Origin of the sequence: Bacillus sp. USDA818B3_A (assembly GCF_009928415.1) — a bacterium.
GTDB lineage: Bacteria > Bacillota > Bacilli > Bacillales > Cytobacillaceae > Neobacillus.
In genome coordinates this window covers 330,000-346,999 of record NZ_JAABNN010000003.1, presented here as the reverse complement: position 1 = coordinate 346,999, position 17,000 = coordinate 330,000, and the positions used below count along the sequence as shown (strand labels likewise).

At 41.5% G+C, this 17,000-nt stretch carries 16 protein-coding genes; 9 read left to right on the top strand and 7 right to left on the bottom strand.

Annotated elements, in window-relative coordinates; genetic code table 11:
• Positions 1-91: 91 nt before the first annotated feature.
• Both GXK58_RS07995 and GXK58_RS07990 read left to right on the top strand, forming a co-directional pair.
• Positions 92-1,213, top strand: coding sequence for a tripeptidase T (locus GXK58_RS07995; protein ID WP_160721520.1), 1,122 nt, complete (start codon positions 92-94; stop codon positions 1,211-1,213).
• An 82-nt stretch (positions 1,214-1,295) separates the two neighbouring features.
• Positions 1,296-2,573, top strand: coding sequence for a DNA polymerase IV (locus GXK58_RS07990; RefSeq protein WP_160721518.1), 1,278 nt, complete (start codon positions 1,296-1,298; stop codon positions 2,571-2,573).
• A 177-nt stretch (positions 2,574-2,750) separates the two neighbouring features.
• Here GXK58_RS07990 and zwf read toward each other — a convergent pair whose 3' ends face one another.
• Positions 2,751-4,217: a glucose-6-phosphate dehydrogenase gene (zwf, locus tag GXK58_RS07985; protein ID WP_237389616.1), complete on the bottom strand. Its 1,467-nt coding sequence runs from the start codon at positions 4,215-4,217 to the stop codon at positions 2,751-2,753.
• A 235-nt stretch (positions 4,218-4,452) separates the two neighbouring features.
• Here zwf and rnz point away from each other — a divergent pair, with 235 nt between their 5' ends.
• On the top strand, positions 4,453-5,376 hold the full coding sequence (gene rnz, locus GXK58_RS07980; RefSeq protein WP_160721516.1) for a ribonuclease Z: 924 nt from the start codon (positions 4,453-4,455) through the stop codon (positions 5,374-5,376).
• 44 nt (positions 5,377-5,420) lie between these two features.
• On the opposite strand, the gene proC is transcribed toward rnz, so the two are convergent.
• Complete coding sequence (proC, locus tag GXK58_RS07975; protein ID WP_160721514.1) at positions 5,421-6,263, bottom strand: pyrroline-5-carboxylate reductase; 843 nt, start codon at positions 6,261-6,263, stop codon at positions 5,421-5,423.
• 212 nt (positions 6,264-6,475) lie between these two features.
• Here proC and GXK58_RS07970 point away from each other — a divergent pair, with 212 nt between their 5' ends.
• The gene (locus tag GXK58_RS07970) at positions 6,476-7,273 is read left to right on the top strand and encodes an SDR family NAD(P)-dependent oxidoreductase (protein ID WP_160721512.1); all 798 of its coding nucleotides are present in this window, start codon (positions 6,476-6,478) and stop codon (positions 7,271-7,273) included.
• 304 nt (positions 7,274-7,577) lie between these two features.
• Entirely contained in the window at positions 7,578-10,760 is a 3,183-nt protein-coding gene (locus GXK58_RS07965) for a DEAD/DEAH box helicase (protein ID WP_160721510.1), read from the top strand.
• Between the two features lie 44 nt (positions 10,761-10,804).
• Here GXK58_RS07965 and GXK58_RS07960 read toward each other — a convergent pair whose 3' ends face one another.
• Positions 10,805-10,996: a YqzH family protein gene (locus GXK58_RS07960; RefSeq protein WP_160721508.1), complete on the bottom strand. Its 192-nt coding sequence runs from the start codon at positions 10,994-10,996 to the stop codon at positions 10,805-10,807.
• A gap of 142 nt (positions 10,997-11,138) precedes the next feature.
• On the opposite strand from GXK58_RS07960, the gene GXK58_RS07955 reads away from it, so the two are divergent.
• Together GXK58_RS07955 and GXK58_RS07950 are read left to right on the top strand one after the other, a co-directional pair.
• On the top strand, positions 11,139-12,398 hold the full coding sequence (locus tag GXK58_RS07955) for a Y-family DNA polymerase (protein WP_160721506.1): 1,260 nt from the start codon (positions 11,139-11,141) through the stop codon (positions 12,396-12,398).
• Positions 12,399-12,415: 17 nt separating this feature from the next.
• Positions 12,416-12,751 (top strand): YolD-like family protein, encoded by a 336-nt coding sequence (locus GXK58_RS07950; RefSeq protein WP_160721504.1) that lies wholly within the window; start codon positions 12,416-12,418, stop codon positions 12,749-12,751.
• 34 nt (positions 12,752-12,785) lie between these two features.
• Here GXK58_RS07950 and GXK58_RS07945 read toward each other — a convergent pair whose 3' ends face one another.
• From GXK58_RS07945 to GXK58_RS07935, 4 genes are all read right to left on the bottom strand, one after another.
• Entirely contained in the window at positions 12,786-12,992 is a 207-nt protein-coding gene (locus tag GXK58_RS07945) for a CDGSH iron-sulfur domain-containing protein (RefSeq protein ID WP_160721502.1), read from the bottom strand.
• 71 nt (positions 12,993-13,063) lie between these two features.
• Positions 13,064-13,984, bottom strand: coding sequence for an alpha/beta hydrolase (locus GXK58_RS07940; RefSeq protein ID WP_160721500.1), 921 nt, complete (start codon positions 13,982-13,984; stop codon positions 13,064-13,066).
• A gap of 271 nt (positions 13,985-14,255) precedes the next feature.
• Positions 14,256-14,396 (bottom strand): hypothetical protein, encoded by a 141-nt coding sequence (locus GXK58_RS26990; protein WP_202171320.1) that lies wholly within the window; start codon positions 14,394-14,396, stop codon positions 14,256-14,258.
• A 78-nt stretch (positions 14,397-14,474) separates the two neighbouring features.
• Positions 14,475-15,380 (bottom strand): hydroxymethylglutaryl-CoA lyase, encoded by a 906-nt coding sequence (locus GXK58_RS07935; protein ID WP_160721498.1) that lies wholly within the window; start codon positions 15,378-15,380, stop codon positions 14,475-14,477.
• A gap of 174 nt (positions 15,381-15,554) precedes the next feature.
• On the opposite strand from GXK58_RS07935, the gene GXK58_RS07930 reads away from it, so the two are divergent.
• A complete protein-coding gene (locus tag GXK58_RS07930; RefSeq protein WP_160721496.1) occupies positions 15,555-16,244 on the top strand; it encodes a CoA transferase subunit A in 690 nt (229 codons plus the stop codon).
• A gap of 23 nt (positions 16,245-16,267) precedes the next feature.
• Positions 16,268-16,936 (top strand): CoA transferase subunit B, encoded by a 669-nt coding sequence (locus GXK58_RS07925; RefSeq protein ID WP_160721494.1) that lies wholly within the window; start codon positions 16,268-16,270, stop codon positions 16,934-16,936.
• The last annotated feature ends 64 nt before the right edge of the window (positions 16,937-17,000 follow it).

Genomic DNA, 17,000 nt, shown 5'->3' with positions numbered 1-17,000 from the left:
GACGAGCCTTCTTGTCGGATTGGCTTAGACCTAAGAGCCCCTAGGCGCTGCAGCTAGATTAAGGTGAGTACATATATTGGAGGGTCATAATGTGGTAAATCAGGAACGACTGTTAAATGAATTCTTAGAACTTGTACAAATTGATTCTGAAACAAAATTTGAAGCTGAAATAGCTAAAATACTTAAACAAAAGTTTACCGAGTTAGGTCTCGATGTTTTTGAAGACGATACAACGGCTGTAACGGGTCATGGTGCAGGAAACCTAATTTGTACACTGCCTGCTGTGAAAGAAGGAGTAGATCCTATTTATTTCTCTTGCCATATGGACACAGTGACACCTGCTAAGGGGGTAAAACCTTCTATAAAGGACGGGTACGTTGTTACAGATGGGACAACGATTTTAGGCGCTGATGATAAAACTGGTATAGCTGTTATGCTTGAAACCATTCGTCTCCTTAAGGAACAGAATATCCCTCATGGCTTCATTCAATTTGTCATCTCAGTTGGGGAAGAGTCAGGCTTACAGGGTGCAAAAGCAATTGATCCAGCCTTACTTAAAGCAAAATATGGTTATGCCCTTGACAGTGATGGCTTAGTAGGGAATATAGTTGTGGCTGCTCCAACGCAGGCTAAAGTAAAAGCGGTTATCTACGGGAAAACGGCACATGCGGGTGTCGCGCCGGAGAAAGGGGTTTCTGCGATTACGATTGCTGCTAAATCGATTGCCAAGATGCCTTTAGGGAGAATTGATCATGAAACAACGGCCAATATCGGCCGTTTTGAAGGCGGCCAAGCTACTAATATCGTTGCCGATCGTGTAGATATTTTGGCAGAAGCACGTTCACTTATTCCTGAAAAAATGGAGGCTCAAGTGAACAAAATGAAAAATGCGTTTGAAACGGTAGCTGCGGAAATGGGCGGAAGAGCGGAAGTGGACGTGGAAGTCATGTATCCTGGATTTAAATTTGCTGAAGGTGACCAAGTTGTTGAAGTTGCCCGCCGAGCGGCAGCAAAAATTGGCCGCAGCTGTGAACTGCAGCATAGCGGCGGCGGCAGTGATGCCAATGTATTTAATGGTTTTAATATTCCAACTGTCAATTTAGCTGTGGGGTATGAAGAAATTCATACTACCAACGAGCGTATGCCGATTGAGGAATTATATAAGCTTGCCGAAATGACAATCGCTATAATCAACGAAGTTACTAATCAATAATTACCCTTTCGGAAGGAGAGCCAATTGGCCTCCTTCTTTGTTATACTATTATAGGAATTCCTGGTTTTTTAGGGGGGTATTTATGAAAGAAATGTATCCAAAAAACGGTCGAGTTATTTTACATGTAGATATGAATAGTTTTTATGCTTCTGTTGAAATGGCCTTTGATCCTGAACTAAAGGGAAAACCGCTTGCCATTGCTGGAAATGTGGAGGAACGAAGGGGAATCATTGTAACCTGCAGCTATGAAGCTAGGAAATTAGGTGTCAAGACGACCATGCCTCTTTGGGAAGCGAAAAAACTTTGTCCAAAGCTGATCGTTATGAAGCCTAATTTTGAACGCTACCGTGCGGCGTCAATTGCTATGTTTGAAATTCTTAGGCAATATACGGAACTAGTTGAACCGGTTTCAATTGATGAAGGTTATATGGATATTACGGAAAGTTTCTCATTAGGGAGTCCTATTGAAATCGCAGAAAGTATTCAAAAAAGAATCCTTGAACAGTTGGACCTGCCATGCAGTATTGGAATCGCCCCAAATAAATTTTTAGCAAAAACGGCATCAGATATGGAAAAGCCAATGGGAATCACCGTCTTGAGGAAACGTGATATCTCTTCCGTACTTTGGCCTTTAAACACAAATGAAATGCATGGAGTAGGTAATAAGACAGCCGAAAAACTTAAATCAATTGGAATTTATACCATTGGTGACTTAGCAAGCGGGAACGAGATTCAATTAAAATCCTTGCTTGGAATTAATGGGACCAGACTAAAAGAAAGGGCAAACGGGATCGATGTCAGGTCCGTCGATCCAGAGTCTGTTTCCGAATTCAAAAGTATTGGGAATTCAACGACCCTGCCAAGAGATATTAGTAATCAGCAAGAGCTGTTTCATGTGCTGGAAGGATTAGCTGGAACCGTATCAACTAGATTACGGAGGAAAACAGTGATGGCATCTGCCTTGGCCATTACGATCCGCTATAAAGATCGGAAAACAATAACCAAGAGTATGAAATTGTTGAATCCTATTAGTCAGAAAGAGGATATTTCGACATATGCAAAACAGCTTTTCTTGAAAGCATGGAATGGAGACCCTGTTCGTTTGTTAGGGATTACAGGGAATGATTTAGTCGATCAAGATCATGCTTATAAGCAATTGGATTTATTTTCTTATGAAAAAGATGCTAAAAAAGAACCACTATTAAAAACTCTTTCCAGTTTGCGCGAAAAGTATGGAAAAAATATTATTGAATCCGCCGGCTCAAATGCTAACAAAACAACTGACAATGTTGGTACCGGTACAAGTTTTAATAAGGATTTTTTACGTTCTTTTCCCGAAAAAAAGAAGGACAAACAATAAAAGCTCCACTTTGTTAGTAACAAAGGGAGCTTTTATTTATTTCGACTTCGAGAATTGTCCAGCTCCAGGCGCCATCGGCTCGAGGTCACAAGCCAATCCGTCCAAAAGGTTAAAGAACAACCTTTCGGCCGGCTCGTCTTGTGCTTGTCGCCGATAGACGGGCGCCCTACGCTTTTCTTATTTACAAATATCAACCTCTAGATCAGTAACTGGCCACCAGAAGAAGCCGTCTTTTTCTAAAAGCTCATCTGCTGCATCTGGACCCATTGTTCCGGATTGATAATTAGGAAATTCTGCTTTTGTTTTTTCCCAAGCGCCTGAAATTTTATCTACAAATGCCCATGAGTAGGCTACTTCATCCCAATGTGTGAAATTAGTAGCATCTCCTCTCATACAATCGTACAAGAGCTTCTCATAGCCTTCTGGAGTGTTCATCGCATGGATGCCTGTATTGGCAAAGCTTAATTTTACTTCTTGTGCATCGAGATGTCCGCCTGCTTTTTTAGCGTTCAGATGCAATGTAATTCCTTCTTCAGGTTGAATATGAATGACAAGTAAGTTTGGATTTAACATTTTTTCTGGCTGATAATATAAATTCATCGGAATATCTTTAAATTGAACAACAATTTTCGTTGATTTAGTCGCCATTCTTTTACCTGTACGGATATAAAAAGGTACACCCGCCCAACGGAAGTTATCAATCATAATCTTCCCGGCTACAAAGGTTTCGGTGTTGGATTCTTTATCGACCATTGCTTCATCACGATATTTTGGAACCTTAACATCCTCAATGGTTCCTTCTCCATATTGGCCGCGGACAAAATATTCTTTTACTTCCTGTTCCTCGATGGTTCTAAGGGATCTGAATACTCTTACTTTTTCAGAACGAACTTCATCAGTAGTCAGACTGATCGGTGGCTCCATTGCAAGCAATGCCACCATTTGCATCATGTGATTTTGCAGCATATCCCTTAGTGCGCCGCTTGTTTCATAATAACGGCCGCGCTCTTCCACTCCGAGTGTTTCGCTCGAAGTAATTTGTATATTGGAGATATAGCGGTTATTCCAGAGAGGTTCAAAGATTGCGTTAGCAAAACGAATAACCTCGATATTTCGTACCATTTCTTTTCCTAAATAATGGTCAATCCGGTATACCTCTTTTTCTTCAAAGGCACTTCTGATTTGTTCGTTTAACTTTTTGGCAGACTCTAAGTCATGGCCAAATGGTTTCTCAATGACAAGTCGTTTGTATCCTTTGACATCTGTCAAACCATCGGATTTTAAATGCAGGGCAATTGGACCAAAGAATTCTGGTGCCATTGCCAAATAAAAGATTCGATTTCCAAGAAGGTCATAATTCTTATCCACTTGATCAGCGAAATTTCTCAATGTTACATATGAGTTGGAATCCGATACATCATGTGATTGATAGTAGAAATGGGAAATGAACTCATCTAAATTTTCTTTGTTGCCTAGGGCCGATATTACTGATTCCTTAACAGATGCTTGAAACTCATCATTAGAAAGAGACCTTCTGGCAACACCGATCACGGCAAATTTTTCAAGTTTATTCCGTGAAAACAACCGGTAAAGTGACGGGAATAATTTTCGTTTGGCCAAATCTCCAGTTGCTCCAAAGATCATAATTAACGAAGTCATGTTGTTTTGTTCCACTTTTGTACCTCTTTTCTCATAGCCTTGTTATGTATTTTTATTTGCTTTTATTTAATTTATCTGTTTTCTTTAGGTTTCGCAAATATAAAGAATTGCATGTAACAAAAAAATAATCGTTGCAGGAAGAAATTATGGGTAATTAAGCATTTAAAAAAAGATTGTGATATAGTATCCATAAGAATGAGGAGTAGAGAGGAGTGTTCTTTTGGATATCTTTTTCTTAGGAACAGGAGCAGGGATGCCTGCCAAACTTCGAAATGTTACGTCCATAGCTCTCAAATTGCTGGAAGAAAGAGGGTCAGTTTGGCTATTTGATGCTGGAGAGGCGACCCAGCATCAAATATTACATACATCGATTAAACCGCGGAGAATTGAAAAAATTTTTATTACCCATCTGCACGGTGATCATATATATGGGCTTCCGGGACTATTATCAAGCCGTTCTTTCCAGGGGGGCGAATCACAAGTGACGATCTATGGGCCTAAAGGAATTAAAGAATATATCGGTGTTAGTCTTTCAGTAAGTCAAACCTATTTAAAGTATCCATTAAAAGTGATTGAAATTGAAGATGGAATGATTTTCGAAGATGAACAGTTCACCGTAGAGGCCCGGCTGCTAGAGCATGGAATTCCCTCCTATGGATATCGAATCGTTGAGAAGGACAGGCCGGGCACACTTCTTGCGGATAAATTGCAGGAAGCAGGGGTAAAGCCGGGACCCATTTTTAGAAAAATAAAAAATGGGGAAACCGTTGTTCTTGAAGATGGCAGGGTTATTGAACCGAATGATTTCCTTGGACCCTCCCAAAAGGGCCGGATTGTTACCATCCTTGGGGATACAAGAGTTTGTGAAAATTCACGAAGACTTGCTCAAGAGGCGGATTTTTTAATACATGAAGCGACCTTTGCTAAAGGGGAGGAACAGCTTGCCTTTGATTATTTTCATTCAACAACACACCAAGCAGCAGAAATTGCTAAACAAGCCGGCTGCAAACATTTGTGCTTAACTCACATAAGCTCGCGCTATGACAGGCAGGCATGGCTGGAACTGGTTGAGGAAGCAAAAGAAGTGTTTCCAAATACAGAGATTGCCGAGGATTTTAAAGAATTTAATATAGTTTTTACGTAAAAAAAAGCACTTACCATTTTTAAAAGGTAAGTGCTTTTTTTGCTTTATAGTGGTTTGCCAACTTTTAATTCGGAACTTAAGGCCTTACCCATTTTTTTAGATTGGGCAGTTGCGGCTTTAATACAAGATATAAATGCCTGCTGTACTTCGAATTCCTCTAGGACCCGGATCCCTGCTTCTGTTGTTCCGCCAGGACTTGTTACTTCACGTCGCAGCTGCTCGGGAGATTTTGAGGAGTTTTTCACCATTTCTGCTGCCCCGATTAGTGTTTGAACAATTAATTCTTGGGCCATATACTTGTCGAGACCGATCTCATCCGCACTATTCTCCATGGCCTCAATTAGGTAATAAATATAGGCCGGACCGCTTCCTGACAATCCGGTTACCGCGTCAAGCTGCTCCTCCTCAACGAGCCTTGCTAAACCGACGGATTCGAATAGTTTTTTGATGGATTCCAGCTGTTCGGCGGTAACCCGTTCATTTACGGCAATGGCCGTAGCTGATTTCCCAACTGCCGCCGATGTATTAGGCATTGAGCGGGCAACTGAAAGTGGCTTTCTAGCCAGGCTTTCAATCGTGCTCATCGATACGCCTGCGAGAACGGAAACAATAAGCATGTTCTCAGTTAGATGTTCATGAATATAGTCAATTGCGGTATCAGCATCCTTTGGCTTCATAGCCAGCATCACGATGTCCGCTCCATTAAAAAGGTCATTTAATTCATACGTGCTGCAGATTCCATACCGTTCTTCGAGCTGCTTTAATCTTGCCTTATTAGCATGATTTGTTACCCAGATGTTTTTTCTATCGATTAATTCATTTTCTAGTAAGCCTGAGATGATGGCTTCCGCCATCGAACCAGCACCTACGATTGCAATTTTTTTCATTCTTACTCCTCCTATTGAATTGAGGTGATTATCCTTGATATCCCATCTATTTGTCAAGAATCAATTATAAGAATTTTTACTTTTTTCTAAGTTTTTATAGACGCAGCTTGACTATTTATCTTTTATCGAGGAAATTATTAGTAGTACTAGACAGCCTGTATTCTCCTTAACTGCAAATAGGTCAGGCTTTTAAACACAGATGGGGTGCTAAAATGGTAAGGGAACAATTAAAAGGTAAAAATATCGTCATTACAGGTGCATCCGGCGGGATTGGTGCTGAAATCGCCAAACTTTGCGCTGCTAGTGGTGCTAATCTTATCCTGCTTGCCAGAAGTGTGGATAAGCTCGAACAGTTAAAATCAAGCCTTGCACAGCAGTTTCAAATAAATGTAGATGTATTTCAGCTTGATGTATCAGATACAAACCGTGTAAAAGAAGTTTTCGAGCACATCCTTAAGAAAATAGGGTATATCGATATACTTGTTAATAATGCCGGATTTGGGGTATTCCGGGAAGCCCATGAGGCTAAGATGGATGAAATTAAGGGGATGTTTAATGTAAATGTGGTCGGCCTGATGGCATGCACCAGTATGGTCTTGCCAAAGATGCGGGAACGGCGTTTCGGCCATATTATCAATATTGCATCCCAGGCCGGTAAACTCGCAACACCAAAGTCAAGTGTTTATTCAGCCACCAAGCACGCCGTTCTTGGCTATACAAACGCCCTTAGGATGGAGCTTGCTGATTATAATGTCCAAGTGACCTCAGTAAATCCAGGACCCATTGCGACGAACTTTTTTAATATTGCGGATGAACAGGGTACCTATGTGAAAAATGTGCAGCGGTTTATGCTTCAGCCAGAGTATGTCGCCCAAAAAGTCGTCGATAGCATGCTGACAAAAACAAGAGAAATCAATCTTCCACGCTGGATGAACATGGGCAGTGTTGTCTATGTTCTTTTTCCGAGATTGTTTGAGCGGATAGGAAAACGAGTACTGAATTCTAAATAGATAGATTGAAAAGCTGCTTAAGCAAAATAGCAGCTTTTTTTAAAGCACATTTTATTAAAATATAGCCTGTGTAAAAGAACCCTGTTGATTGGAGTGGAAGGCGGCGAAGACTCCTGCGGGAGTACGGGGCAGGGGAGACCCCGCAGGCCTTAAGGGCCGAGGAGGCTCTCCGGCACGCCCGCGGAAAGCGAAGCCGCCTGGAACGGAAATCAACAACCTAATTTAGACCACAACCTAATTTTAAGAAATGGTATAATGGAATAATTCATTGGATAGACAGAACTGCCTTCGGGAGGAGTCAGATTTGAGTATTAAAATAAATCAAAAAATGATTAAAGAATTGTGCGGGACCGTCTCCTTTAAAAGAGGCGAAGCATTTTTCCGCTCTAATAAAGTATTATTTAAAAAATATGGACCCGAGCGATATGAAGCCACCGTCCTTGGAACAGAGAATTTTTCCGTGGTGATTGAACGTATGGACCATAATCAGTTTCTTTCCAGTTGCAGCTGCCCTAAACTCGCCTCCTTTCAAAAGGAATGTCAGCATATTGCGGCTGTTCTATTAGCAATTCATGATTTTCAAACGAAAGGAACGAGCCCGATTAAAACTGTCAGGGGTATGCAGGGGGAATTGGCTGAAGGGATGCTGAACATTTTTCAAAGCAAGCCAAGAAGGCCCAGCGGTCATCAGCTTCATTTTGAAGATAGAGCCGTTCTTGAGTTGGAGTTTATTATTAAACCAATTAAGGTGAAAAAAGGACATCCTTCACTTGGATTGGAACTGTTCATTCAAGGGACAAAAGTGGCGGATATCAGGAATTTTCTGGAGGGAGTCCAATCTGGTCGTCCATTCCCGCTTCCTGGCCTGTTTTTGTATGATCCAAACCTGCACTGCTTTTCATCAGAGGCAGATTCGGTTATGAGGCATCTCATCCAGCTCATTCATGATGAGGAAGGATCATCTGTGGTTAACACCCCAGAATTGCTGCCGATTCCACCATCTTCCTGGAAGCAGCTGCAAACCTTGTTAACGAGGGCGCCCTTCGTCAACTTAGAATATGAGGGGGGGACTGTCAGTCCACTGCAAATAACAGAAGAACTGCCGCCCTTACAGTTTGAATTTTTAGAGGCTGAAACCACTGGTTATTGGTTAAAGGTAAAAGGGCTGTCCCGTCTGGTTGTTTTAACTGCTTATGGTTCGGTAGTGTCTGAGAGTAAAATTATTAACATAAAAGCCGAGGATTGTCAGCACTTGGAAGAGATTAAACAGATGCTGGATATCTCAGGAACAAATCAACTTTTTATTCACCAAGAGCAAATCACGTCATTTTTCGAAAAAGTAGTCCCTGGGTTGAGAAAATTAGGTCATGTCCAGTTATCGAATGCCCTTACCAGAAAATTCATGAAAACACCGTTGACAGCGAAACTGTATTTAGACCGGGTGAAAAACCGGCTGCTGGTTGGACTTGAGTTTCATTATGAAAATTTCGTGATTAATCCTTTGGAAGATCAAACCGTTTTTGCGGGCGTTCGGATGATCAGGGATAAAGAAAAGGAAGAGCAAATTTTAGAATTAATGGAGGAAAGCTCGCTTGTTAAAACGGATAGCGGCTATTTTTTACACAATGAAGAATTAGAGTATGAATTTCTTTACCATGTTGTCCCAAAGCTGCAAAAGCAGGTGCAAATTTACGCGACAACGGCAGTAAGAAATCGGATCTTTAGAGGACCTGCCCGCCCGGCTCTCAGGGTAAGACTAAAAAAAGAACGAACGAATTGGCTGGAATTTAAATTCGAACTTGATGGCATTTCAAATCAGCAAATTAAAGACATATTAATAGCTTTAGAAGAAAAGCGTAAATATTACCGTTTGCCGAGCGGCAGTCTTCTCTCGTTAGAGACAAGGGAGTTTGAAGAAATTCAGCGCTTCTTAACAGAACTTCCCGTTCAAAGGAATGAGATTGAAAACATCTTTGAGGTTTCCATTATGCAGGGGCTCCCGCTGTTTGATTCGGTTGATGACAGCAAGGTGCTAAGGCTCGAGGACTCTTTTCACCGTTTTCTTGAAACATTGAGGAATCCTAATAGTCTAAGCTTTGAGGTGCCGGTGAGTTTGGAGTCTACTCTGCGTGATTATCAAAAACACGGTTATCGATGGATGAAGACACTTGCCCATTATGGCTTTGGCGGAATTCTTGCGGATGACATGGGACTTGGCAAAACATTGCAAAGTATTACGTTTATTTTATCGGAGCTCCCCGCTATTCGGAAAGGTAAACAGCCAGTTTTAATCGTTTGTCCGTCCTCTTTAACTTATAACTGGTTAAATGAAATGATGAAATTTGCTCCGGGGCTGCAAGCTATTGTTGTAGATGGTACTCAGCGGGAAAGGAATAGAATCCAGAGGGAGGCTGTAGGACTGGATGTACTAATCACCTCCTACCCACTTTTGCGGCGGGATATTCAATGGTATGAGAAACAAACCTTTCATACTGTCTTTTTTGATGAGGCACAGGCCTTTAAAAACCCTGCTACGCAGACGGCAAGGAGTGTAAAAAGGCTTAGATCCGACTATCGCTTCGCTCTTACCGGCACACCGGTAGAGAATTCATCGGAAGAATTGTGGTCCATTTTTCACGTTGTCTTTCCTGAATTATTTAAGGGATTAAGAGAATTTAGCCATCTCCCCAAGAAGAAGATTGCTCTTAGAGTGCGCCCCTTTTTGCTGCGGAGAATGAAGGAGGATGTAGCCTCTGAACTTCCCGAAAAGTTAGAATCCCTCGAAATAGCAGAACTTCTTCCCGACCAAAAGAAGTTGTATGCCGCTTATTTGGCGAAATTAAGGGAGGATACGTTGAAGCATCTGGATAAGGAGACAATTAGGAAAAATCGGATCAAAATTCTCGCCGGCCTCACCCGGCTGCGCCAGATTTGTTGTCATCCTAGCTTGTTTGTTGACGGTTATAAAGGGGGCTCTGCCAAATTGGACATGCTGCTTAAAATTGTAGAAGAGTCCAAGATGGCCGGACGCAGGGTCCTGATCTTTTCACAGTTTACCAAAATGCTTGAGTTAATCGGAAGAAATTTAAGCTTACAGGGACTTCCTTTTTTCTATTTGGATGGTAAAATGCCTGCGCAAGAAAGAGTGGAAATCTGCCGTCGTTTTAACGAAGGTGAATGTGACTACTTTCTCATTTCTTTAAAAGCGGGCGGCACAGGTCTGAATTTGACCGGTGCAGATACGGTTATCCTGTATGATCTATGGTGGAATCCAGCCGTTGAGGATCAAGCTGCGGACCGTGCTCACCGAATAGGCCAAAAAAATACGGTTCAAGTCATTAAACTTGTTACTCGCGGGACGATTGAGGAAAAAATCAATGAACTCCAAGATAAAAAGCGTCATCTGATTGAAGAAATCATTCATTCGTCTAATGAAAAGGAAACCTCTTTTTTAACCGAAGAAGATATCCGCGAAATACTATCTTAATATATTAAAGAATAAAAGCCTCTCTTTTTTGAAAGGAGGCTTTTTTAATTTGTCAAATATTCATAAATGACATCATTGACAACCTCATATAAATTCGCTGCCGGTTCTTCCCCTTTTGTTTGAAGGATACGATTGACTAACAGATCTAAATCTTGTTCGCTTATCGGGAGTGAATCTGTTTCGTAATATTGTTTAAAACAATTTTTTATCATTTTGACCACCAGTTTTTTATCCATCAACGACACCTCTCCCTGATTATAACGTTTTTCCTCATTGGAAACCTCTCAAAAAATTTCCATTGAATACGAACGAATATTCGCTTAAAATATGAATAGACTAAAGAACAAGTGTTCTATATTTAACTGTGAGGGAAAAGTCATGATTGATTACAGCGCGATGCCGAAAAGTAAAATTTTATGTGTGGACATGAAGAGTTTTTATGCAAGCTGTGCAGCTGTTATGGAAGGTCTTGACCCTTTGGATTGTTATTTGGCCGTTGTAGGTGAGAAAAAGCGGCAGGGCAGTATCGTACTTGCTGCTTCACCGCGCTTAAAAAAGGAGTTTGGAATAAAAACAGGTTCACGCATGTTTGAGATTCCAGATGATCCCAAGATTAAAATTGTCGAGCCGAAAATGGCCACTTATTTACGGATTTCAACTGAAATTACCCGTGTGTTTAACCGCTATGTTCCGAAGGAAGCCATCCACGTCTATAGTGTGGATGAAAGCTTTATTAAAGTGGACGGGGCGGTTCATTTATGGGGGGATGCCTGTACCATTGCCGAAAAAATAAAAAACGATATTGAGCGGGAATTCCAGCTGCCCTGTGCCATTGGAATCGGGCCTAACATGTTATTGGCGAAGCTTTGTCTTGACCTGGATGCTAAGAAAAAAGGGGTAGCTGAATGGACATATGAAGATGTTCAGAAAAGACTTTGGAATGTCTCACCGCTCAGGGAAATGTGGGGGATCGGCAGACGTGTCGAAAAAACATTAAACAGTATGGGGATTTTCACCGTTGGCCAGCTGGCCCGTTTTGATTTGGAGAAGCTCGAAAAGAAATTCGGGATTATGGGAAACCAGCTTTACTATCATGCCTGGGGAGTTGATTTATCCGATTTAGGCGCCCCCATTATTCAAGGTCAAATCAGTTTTGGAAAGAGCCAAATTTTATTGAGGGATTATAAAGAGGAGGAAGAGATTAAGGCTGTCATGTTAGAAATATGTGAGGAGGTGGCCCGTAGAGCGCGGACGCATCGGAAGGCGGGAAGAACGATCAGCCTGGGAGTGGGGTATAGTCAAGACGAATTTGGCGGCGGTTTTCATCGCTCCCGAACGATCAGCCAGCCTACGAATGTAACAATGGAGCTTTACCGTGTCTGCCTCGAATTATTTAATGAACATTATAGTGGAAAAACAGTAAGGCAAATTTCCATTGCGATTGGAAATCTGGCCGATGACCGAGAACTTCAGCTTGATCTGTTTGATAGGGGTGCGTCTAAGAGGCGCGAGCTTGGCTATGTTGTGGATTCCATCCGCAGACGTTTCGGGTCAGGTGCCTTGCTCCGGGCTGTTTCCTATACGGCTGCCGGAACCGCTAAACATCGAGCCACACTAGTTGGCGGACACAAAATGTAAGGAAAGAAGGAATACCTATGATTCGCGATCGCGGAAAAATCAAATGGACGTCTATGATGCTCCCTGAACACGTCAAGATGTTAAGAGATTGGGTAAAAGAGGATCAGTACGAACAGAAACGAGAGATGGATGAGCAGCAGCTGGAGTTTATGAATGAAACGATAGCTGAAGCCAGTGAGTTTAACCAGTTTGTTACGATTATCTATTATCAGAAGCGTAAATATGAAATGGTCATCGCTAAAATCCATTATTGGGATGAATGGGCGCAAAAGCTTCATGTCATCGACCACTTTGAAGAAGTGCACCGAATACCGATTGCAGATATTGCAGATATTCGGTTAACAGATGTATAAAATAAGAGCGGCTTAGAAAGCCGCCCGCTCGTAACTAGTCTTCTTTTGAAACTCTAACTTGTGATTCAAATTTCCCTTTATGAGAACCATCGCAAAACGGTTTATTATTAGACAAACCGCAGCGGCATAGAGAAAAAGCTGGCTTTGTTGTGTAAACATTGCCTTCCCCATCAAGTAATTCCACATCACCCGTAATTCTTAGTGAACCATTATCATTGACTTTAATTTGAACCTTTGACATGTTAAGCCCCCTTAAAAATTCATCTTAACATGAGAATATATGGAATTACAGGTAAAATCAATTAAAAGTTTTTAACTTGGCAGAGCATGGTCAACATATTTCTGCAAGAATTCATCAATCGCCCGTTCGTAATCGGCGCGGTTTTCATTGAAGGACTGGGCATGACGGCCATTCTCTGCAATATAAAGCATTTTTGGCCCCTTTTTTTGTTCATATAAATCCTTTGACATGTAAGGGAGGATAAAATCATCTTTTTTACTATGGATAAACAATACCGGATGCTTAATATTTTCAATCACCGAAATGGGGGAAACATGACGGATCGAATACTTATCGCGCAGCCGTAAAAAGGCATCACCAATTGGCAGTAAAAGACTGGGGATAAGCTTAAAGTCTCTTTTAATCAGATAGGCAAGCTGTTCCTTGAAATCGGAAAAAGGACAGTCTGCAATATAAAAATCCGCTCCGTCTTCCAAGAGACCTGCATATAAAAGCATGGTTGCCGCGCCCATCGATTCACCGTGAATTCCCAATTCAAGCTGAGGCCCTTTCTCCTGTTTTAACCAATCAACAACTGTTTTTAAATCGAATTTTTCATAATGTCCAAAGCTGGTAGTTTTTCCGCCTGATTCTCCGTGGCGGCGATGGTCATAAATTAATGTATTAAATCCGCGCTCTAAAAAAAGGTTTGCATATTTAATCGAGTTAATTTTGGTTTCCGTTACTCCATGAGAAATAATGACATACCGGTTCGTCGGATGTGGTTCAACAAGGAGTGCCTTAATGGTATAACCAAACGGTGAGGGAATGTCCACATCCCGCTTTGGGAGTGATTCAAATTCTTTAGGATTATATCGCCCGGCATCTGTTTCCCGCCTTAAAATTAAATCCTCGTTCTTCTTTTTCATATACATCAATCGGTTTGTAAAATACAAACCCAGAGATACCCAGAAAAACAATAGAACAAACAAAGCCCGAAATGCCTTTCTCATAATGGCACCTCCCGTAAGAAATAAGGTATTAATAAACTATGTAAAACAAATACATCGTGCCCATATTTTAACAGAATAAATTTTAACATAAAAAAAGCCGCTGATACCAATGAGCGGCTTTAAGTATTATGGCGCTTCCGCTTTTCTTCATGTCCAGCTCCAGCGCCTAGGGGCTCGGGTCATAAGCCAATCCGACAAGAAGGCCAAAGACCAGCCTTCTCGCCTGCTCGTCTTATGCCAGTCGCCCCTGTACAAGGCGCTTCCGCTTTTCTTATTGCTCAGAATTTTGTCGTTTTGTCGGGTGGAGGGCTTTTTCCATTTCTTCGGCAGCCATCATCCGTTTCCCGCCGCCTGCAGTGTCAGCATAGTTTTTCCCGCTTTGGCTATTTCCTTTCTCACGCTTCTGACTCATATTCTGTCTCCCTTCCTTCTTGGTAGTCTCAGTTATTAAGATGGTTGATATGGAGATTCCTTATTCATAAAAATGTTTCTAAACTGTTTGGGCGTAAAGGCGGTAATAGCCGGTCTCAATTTTTCTTGATAGATGAGGGATTACAACTTCAATAGCGGACATTAATTTGTCTAGGTTAACACCTGTTGTGATTCCCATTCTCTCAAGCATATAAACCACGTCCTCAGTTGCAGCATTGCCTGCCGCACCGGGGGCAAACGGGCAGCCACCGAGACCCCCTGCAGAGGTATCAAATCGGTCAATTCCGGCTTGGAGGGCGGCTAGTATATTAGCAAGGGCAAGCTTGCGGGTATCATGGAAATGGGCAGTTAACAGGGTTTCAGTGAACTCCGCTTTTAATTTGGAAAAAAGAGAGAAGGATTCATTGGGTGTGGCCATGCCGATCGTATCCGCAACGCTTAGTTCGTCGACCCCGGCAATGATAAATTCACGGCAAAGCTCTATGGTATCTTTCTCACTTATTTTGCCCTCATAAGGGCAATAGAAGGCTGTAGAAATACACGCACGAACAAAATAGCCCTTTTCTTTTAATTCACGAATAATCGGCTTTAATTCAGTTAAACTGTCCCGAGTTGTTTTATTGATGTTTTTTAAATTAAAGCTATTACTGACACCGACAAATACAGCAACGGCCTGACAATCAGTCGAATACACTCGCTCAATTCCTCTCCGATTAGGGGCAAGGACGATATTTCTGATTTTTTCGTCTAAACAATGGGCTGTAATTTCAGCAGCATCGGCCATTTGCGGCACCCATTTTGGTGATACAAATGAAGTCAGCTCGATTTCTTGGAGTCCGGCGGCCTTTAGCCGTGCAATAAATTGCTTTTTAATATCCGTAGGAACCAGTAATTTCTCATTTTGAAGTCCATCCCGTGGACCAACTTCAATAATCGTCACTTTGTTAGGTAAATTTAACATCATTTTCCCCCTCCAATCCTCATACCTTCATTGTAGTGGTGGCGTTTTCAGAAAGGCAAGAGTTAATAGAATTTTGACAAAATTAGAGGAATTTTTCATCTGAAAGTAGAAATAGTAAATGTAAATGAGGAAGGAAAAAATTTATGATTACCTTAACTTAAGGGGGAGAGAAAAAGGATGAAGAAGATTTGTACGTCCTTTGAGGATGCAGTTGCTGATATCCAAGACGGAGCAACATTGATGGTAGGCGGTTTTGGTTTATGCGGTATTCCGGAAAATTTGATATTGGCTTTAGCCGAAAAAGGAGTCAAGGACTTAACGGTCATATCAAATAACTGTGGAATCGATGAGTGGGGGTTAGGCCTGCTATTAAATAATAAACAAATCAAAAAAATGATAGGATCATATGTTGGAGAAAATAAAGAGTTTGAGCGGCAGGTTTTAACAGGAGAGTTGGAAGTAGAGTTAACCCCGCAAGGAACTTTGGCTGAAAAAATACGTGCCGGCGGTGCCGGGATTCCAGCCTTTTATACTCCAGCAGGGGTAGGGACACCTATAGCTGAGGGGAAAGAGACAAAGATATTTAATGGCCGTGAATACCTGTTGGAAAAAGCGCTTACAGCCGACTTTAGTCTCGTAAGGGCGTGGAAAGGAGATAAAATGGGGAATCTCGTTTACCATAAAACAGCCCGAAACTTTAACCCAATGATTGCGGCTGCTGGAAAAGTAACGATCGCTGAAGTGGAAACGCTTTACGAAATAGGTGAATTAGATCCAAACTTTATCCATACACCAAGTATTTATGTTCAAGCCCTTATTGAAGGCAAACAGGAAAAGCGAATAGAAAGATTAACCGTAAAAAAATAGAGTGGGGGAAGGGAGTAATAGTTATGGTAAATGATAAAGCCAATGTCAGAGAAAGAATTGCAATTCGAGCAGAGAAGGAAATAGAAAATGGCTTTTATGTAAATCTAGGAATCGGTATGCCAACCCTCGTTGCAAACTATATTACCGATAATAAGCAAGTGGTATTACAATCAGAAAACGGTCTTCTCGGCATCGGACCTTACCCTAGTGAAGAAGATGTAGATCCTGATTTGATTAATGCGGGTAAAGAGACCGTCACAGCTATAAGCGGGGCAGCCTATTTCGATAGTGCTGAATCTTTTGCCATGATTCGGGGAGGACATGTTAATATCGCTATTCTTGGCGGAATGGAAGTGTCAGAAACAGGAGATTTAGCTAACTGGATGATTCCAGGAAAAATGATTAAAGGAATGGGCGGAGCAATGGATTTAGTTCATGGTGCTCAAAAGATCATTGTTATCATGGAACACGTAAATAAAAAAGGAGAATCGAAAATATTAAAAAAATGTACACTGCCTCTGACTGGAAAAGGGGTAGTAGATCGAATAATCACAGAGCGGGCAGTAATGGATGTTACTGATTCTGGATTAAAACTAGTGGAAGTCGCGAGTGGATTTACTGTTGAGGATATTGTCCAGTCAACAGAAGCAGCATTAACTATTGATCAAGATGTTAAATTAGATGCTTATTAATGCGGTAAACGGGCTGTAAGACACAGCCTGTTTTTTGATTTTTTGGTATAATAATAGAGATTTT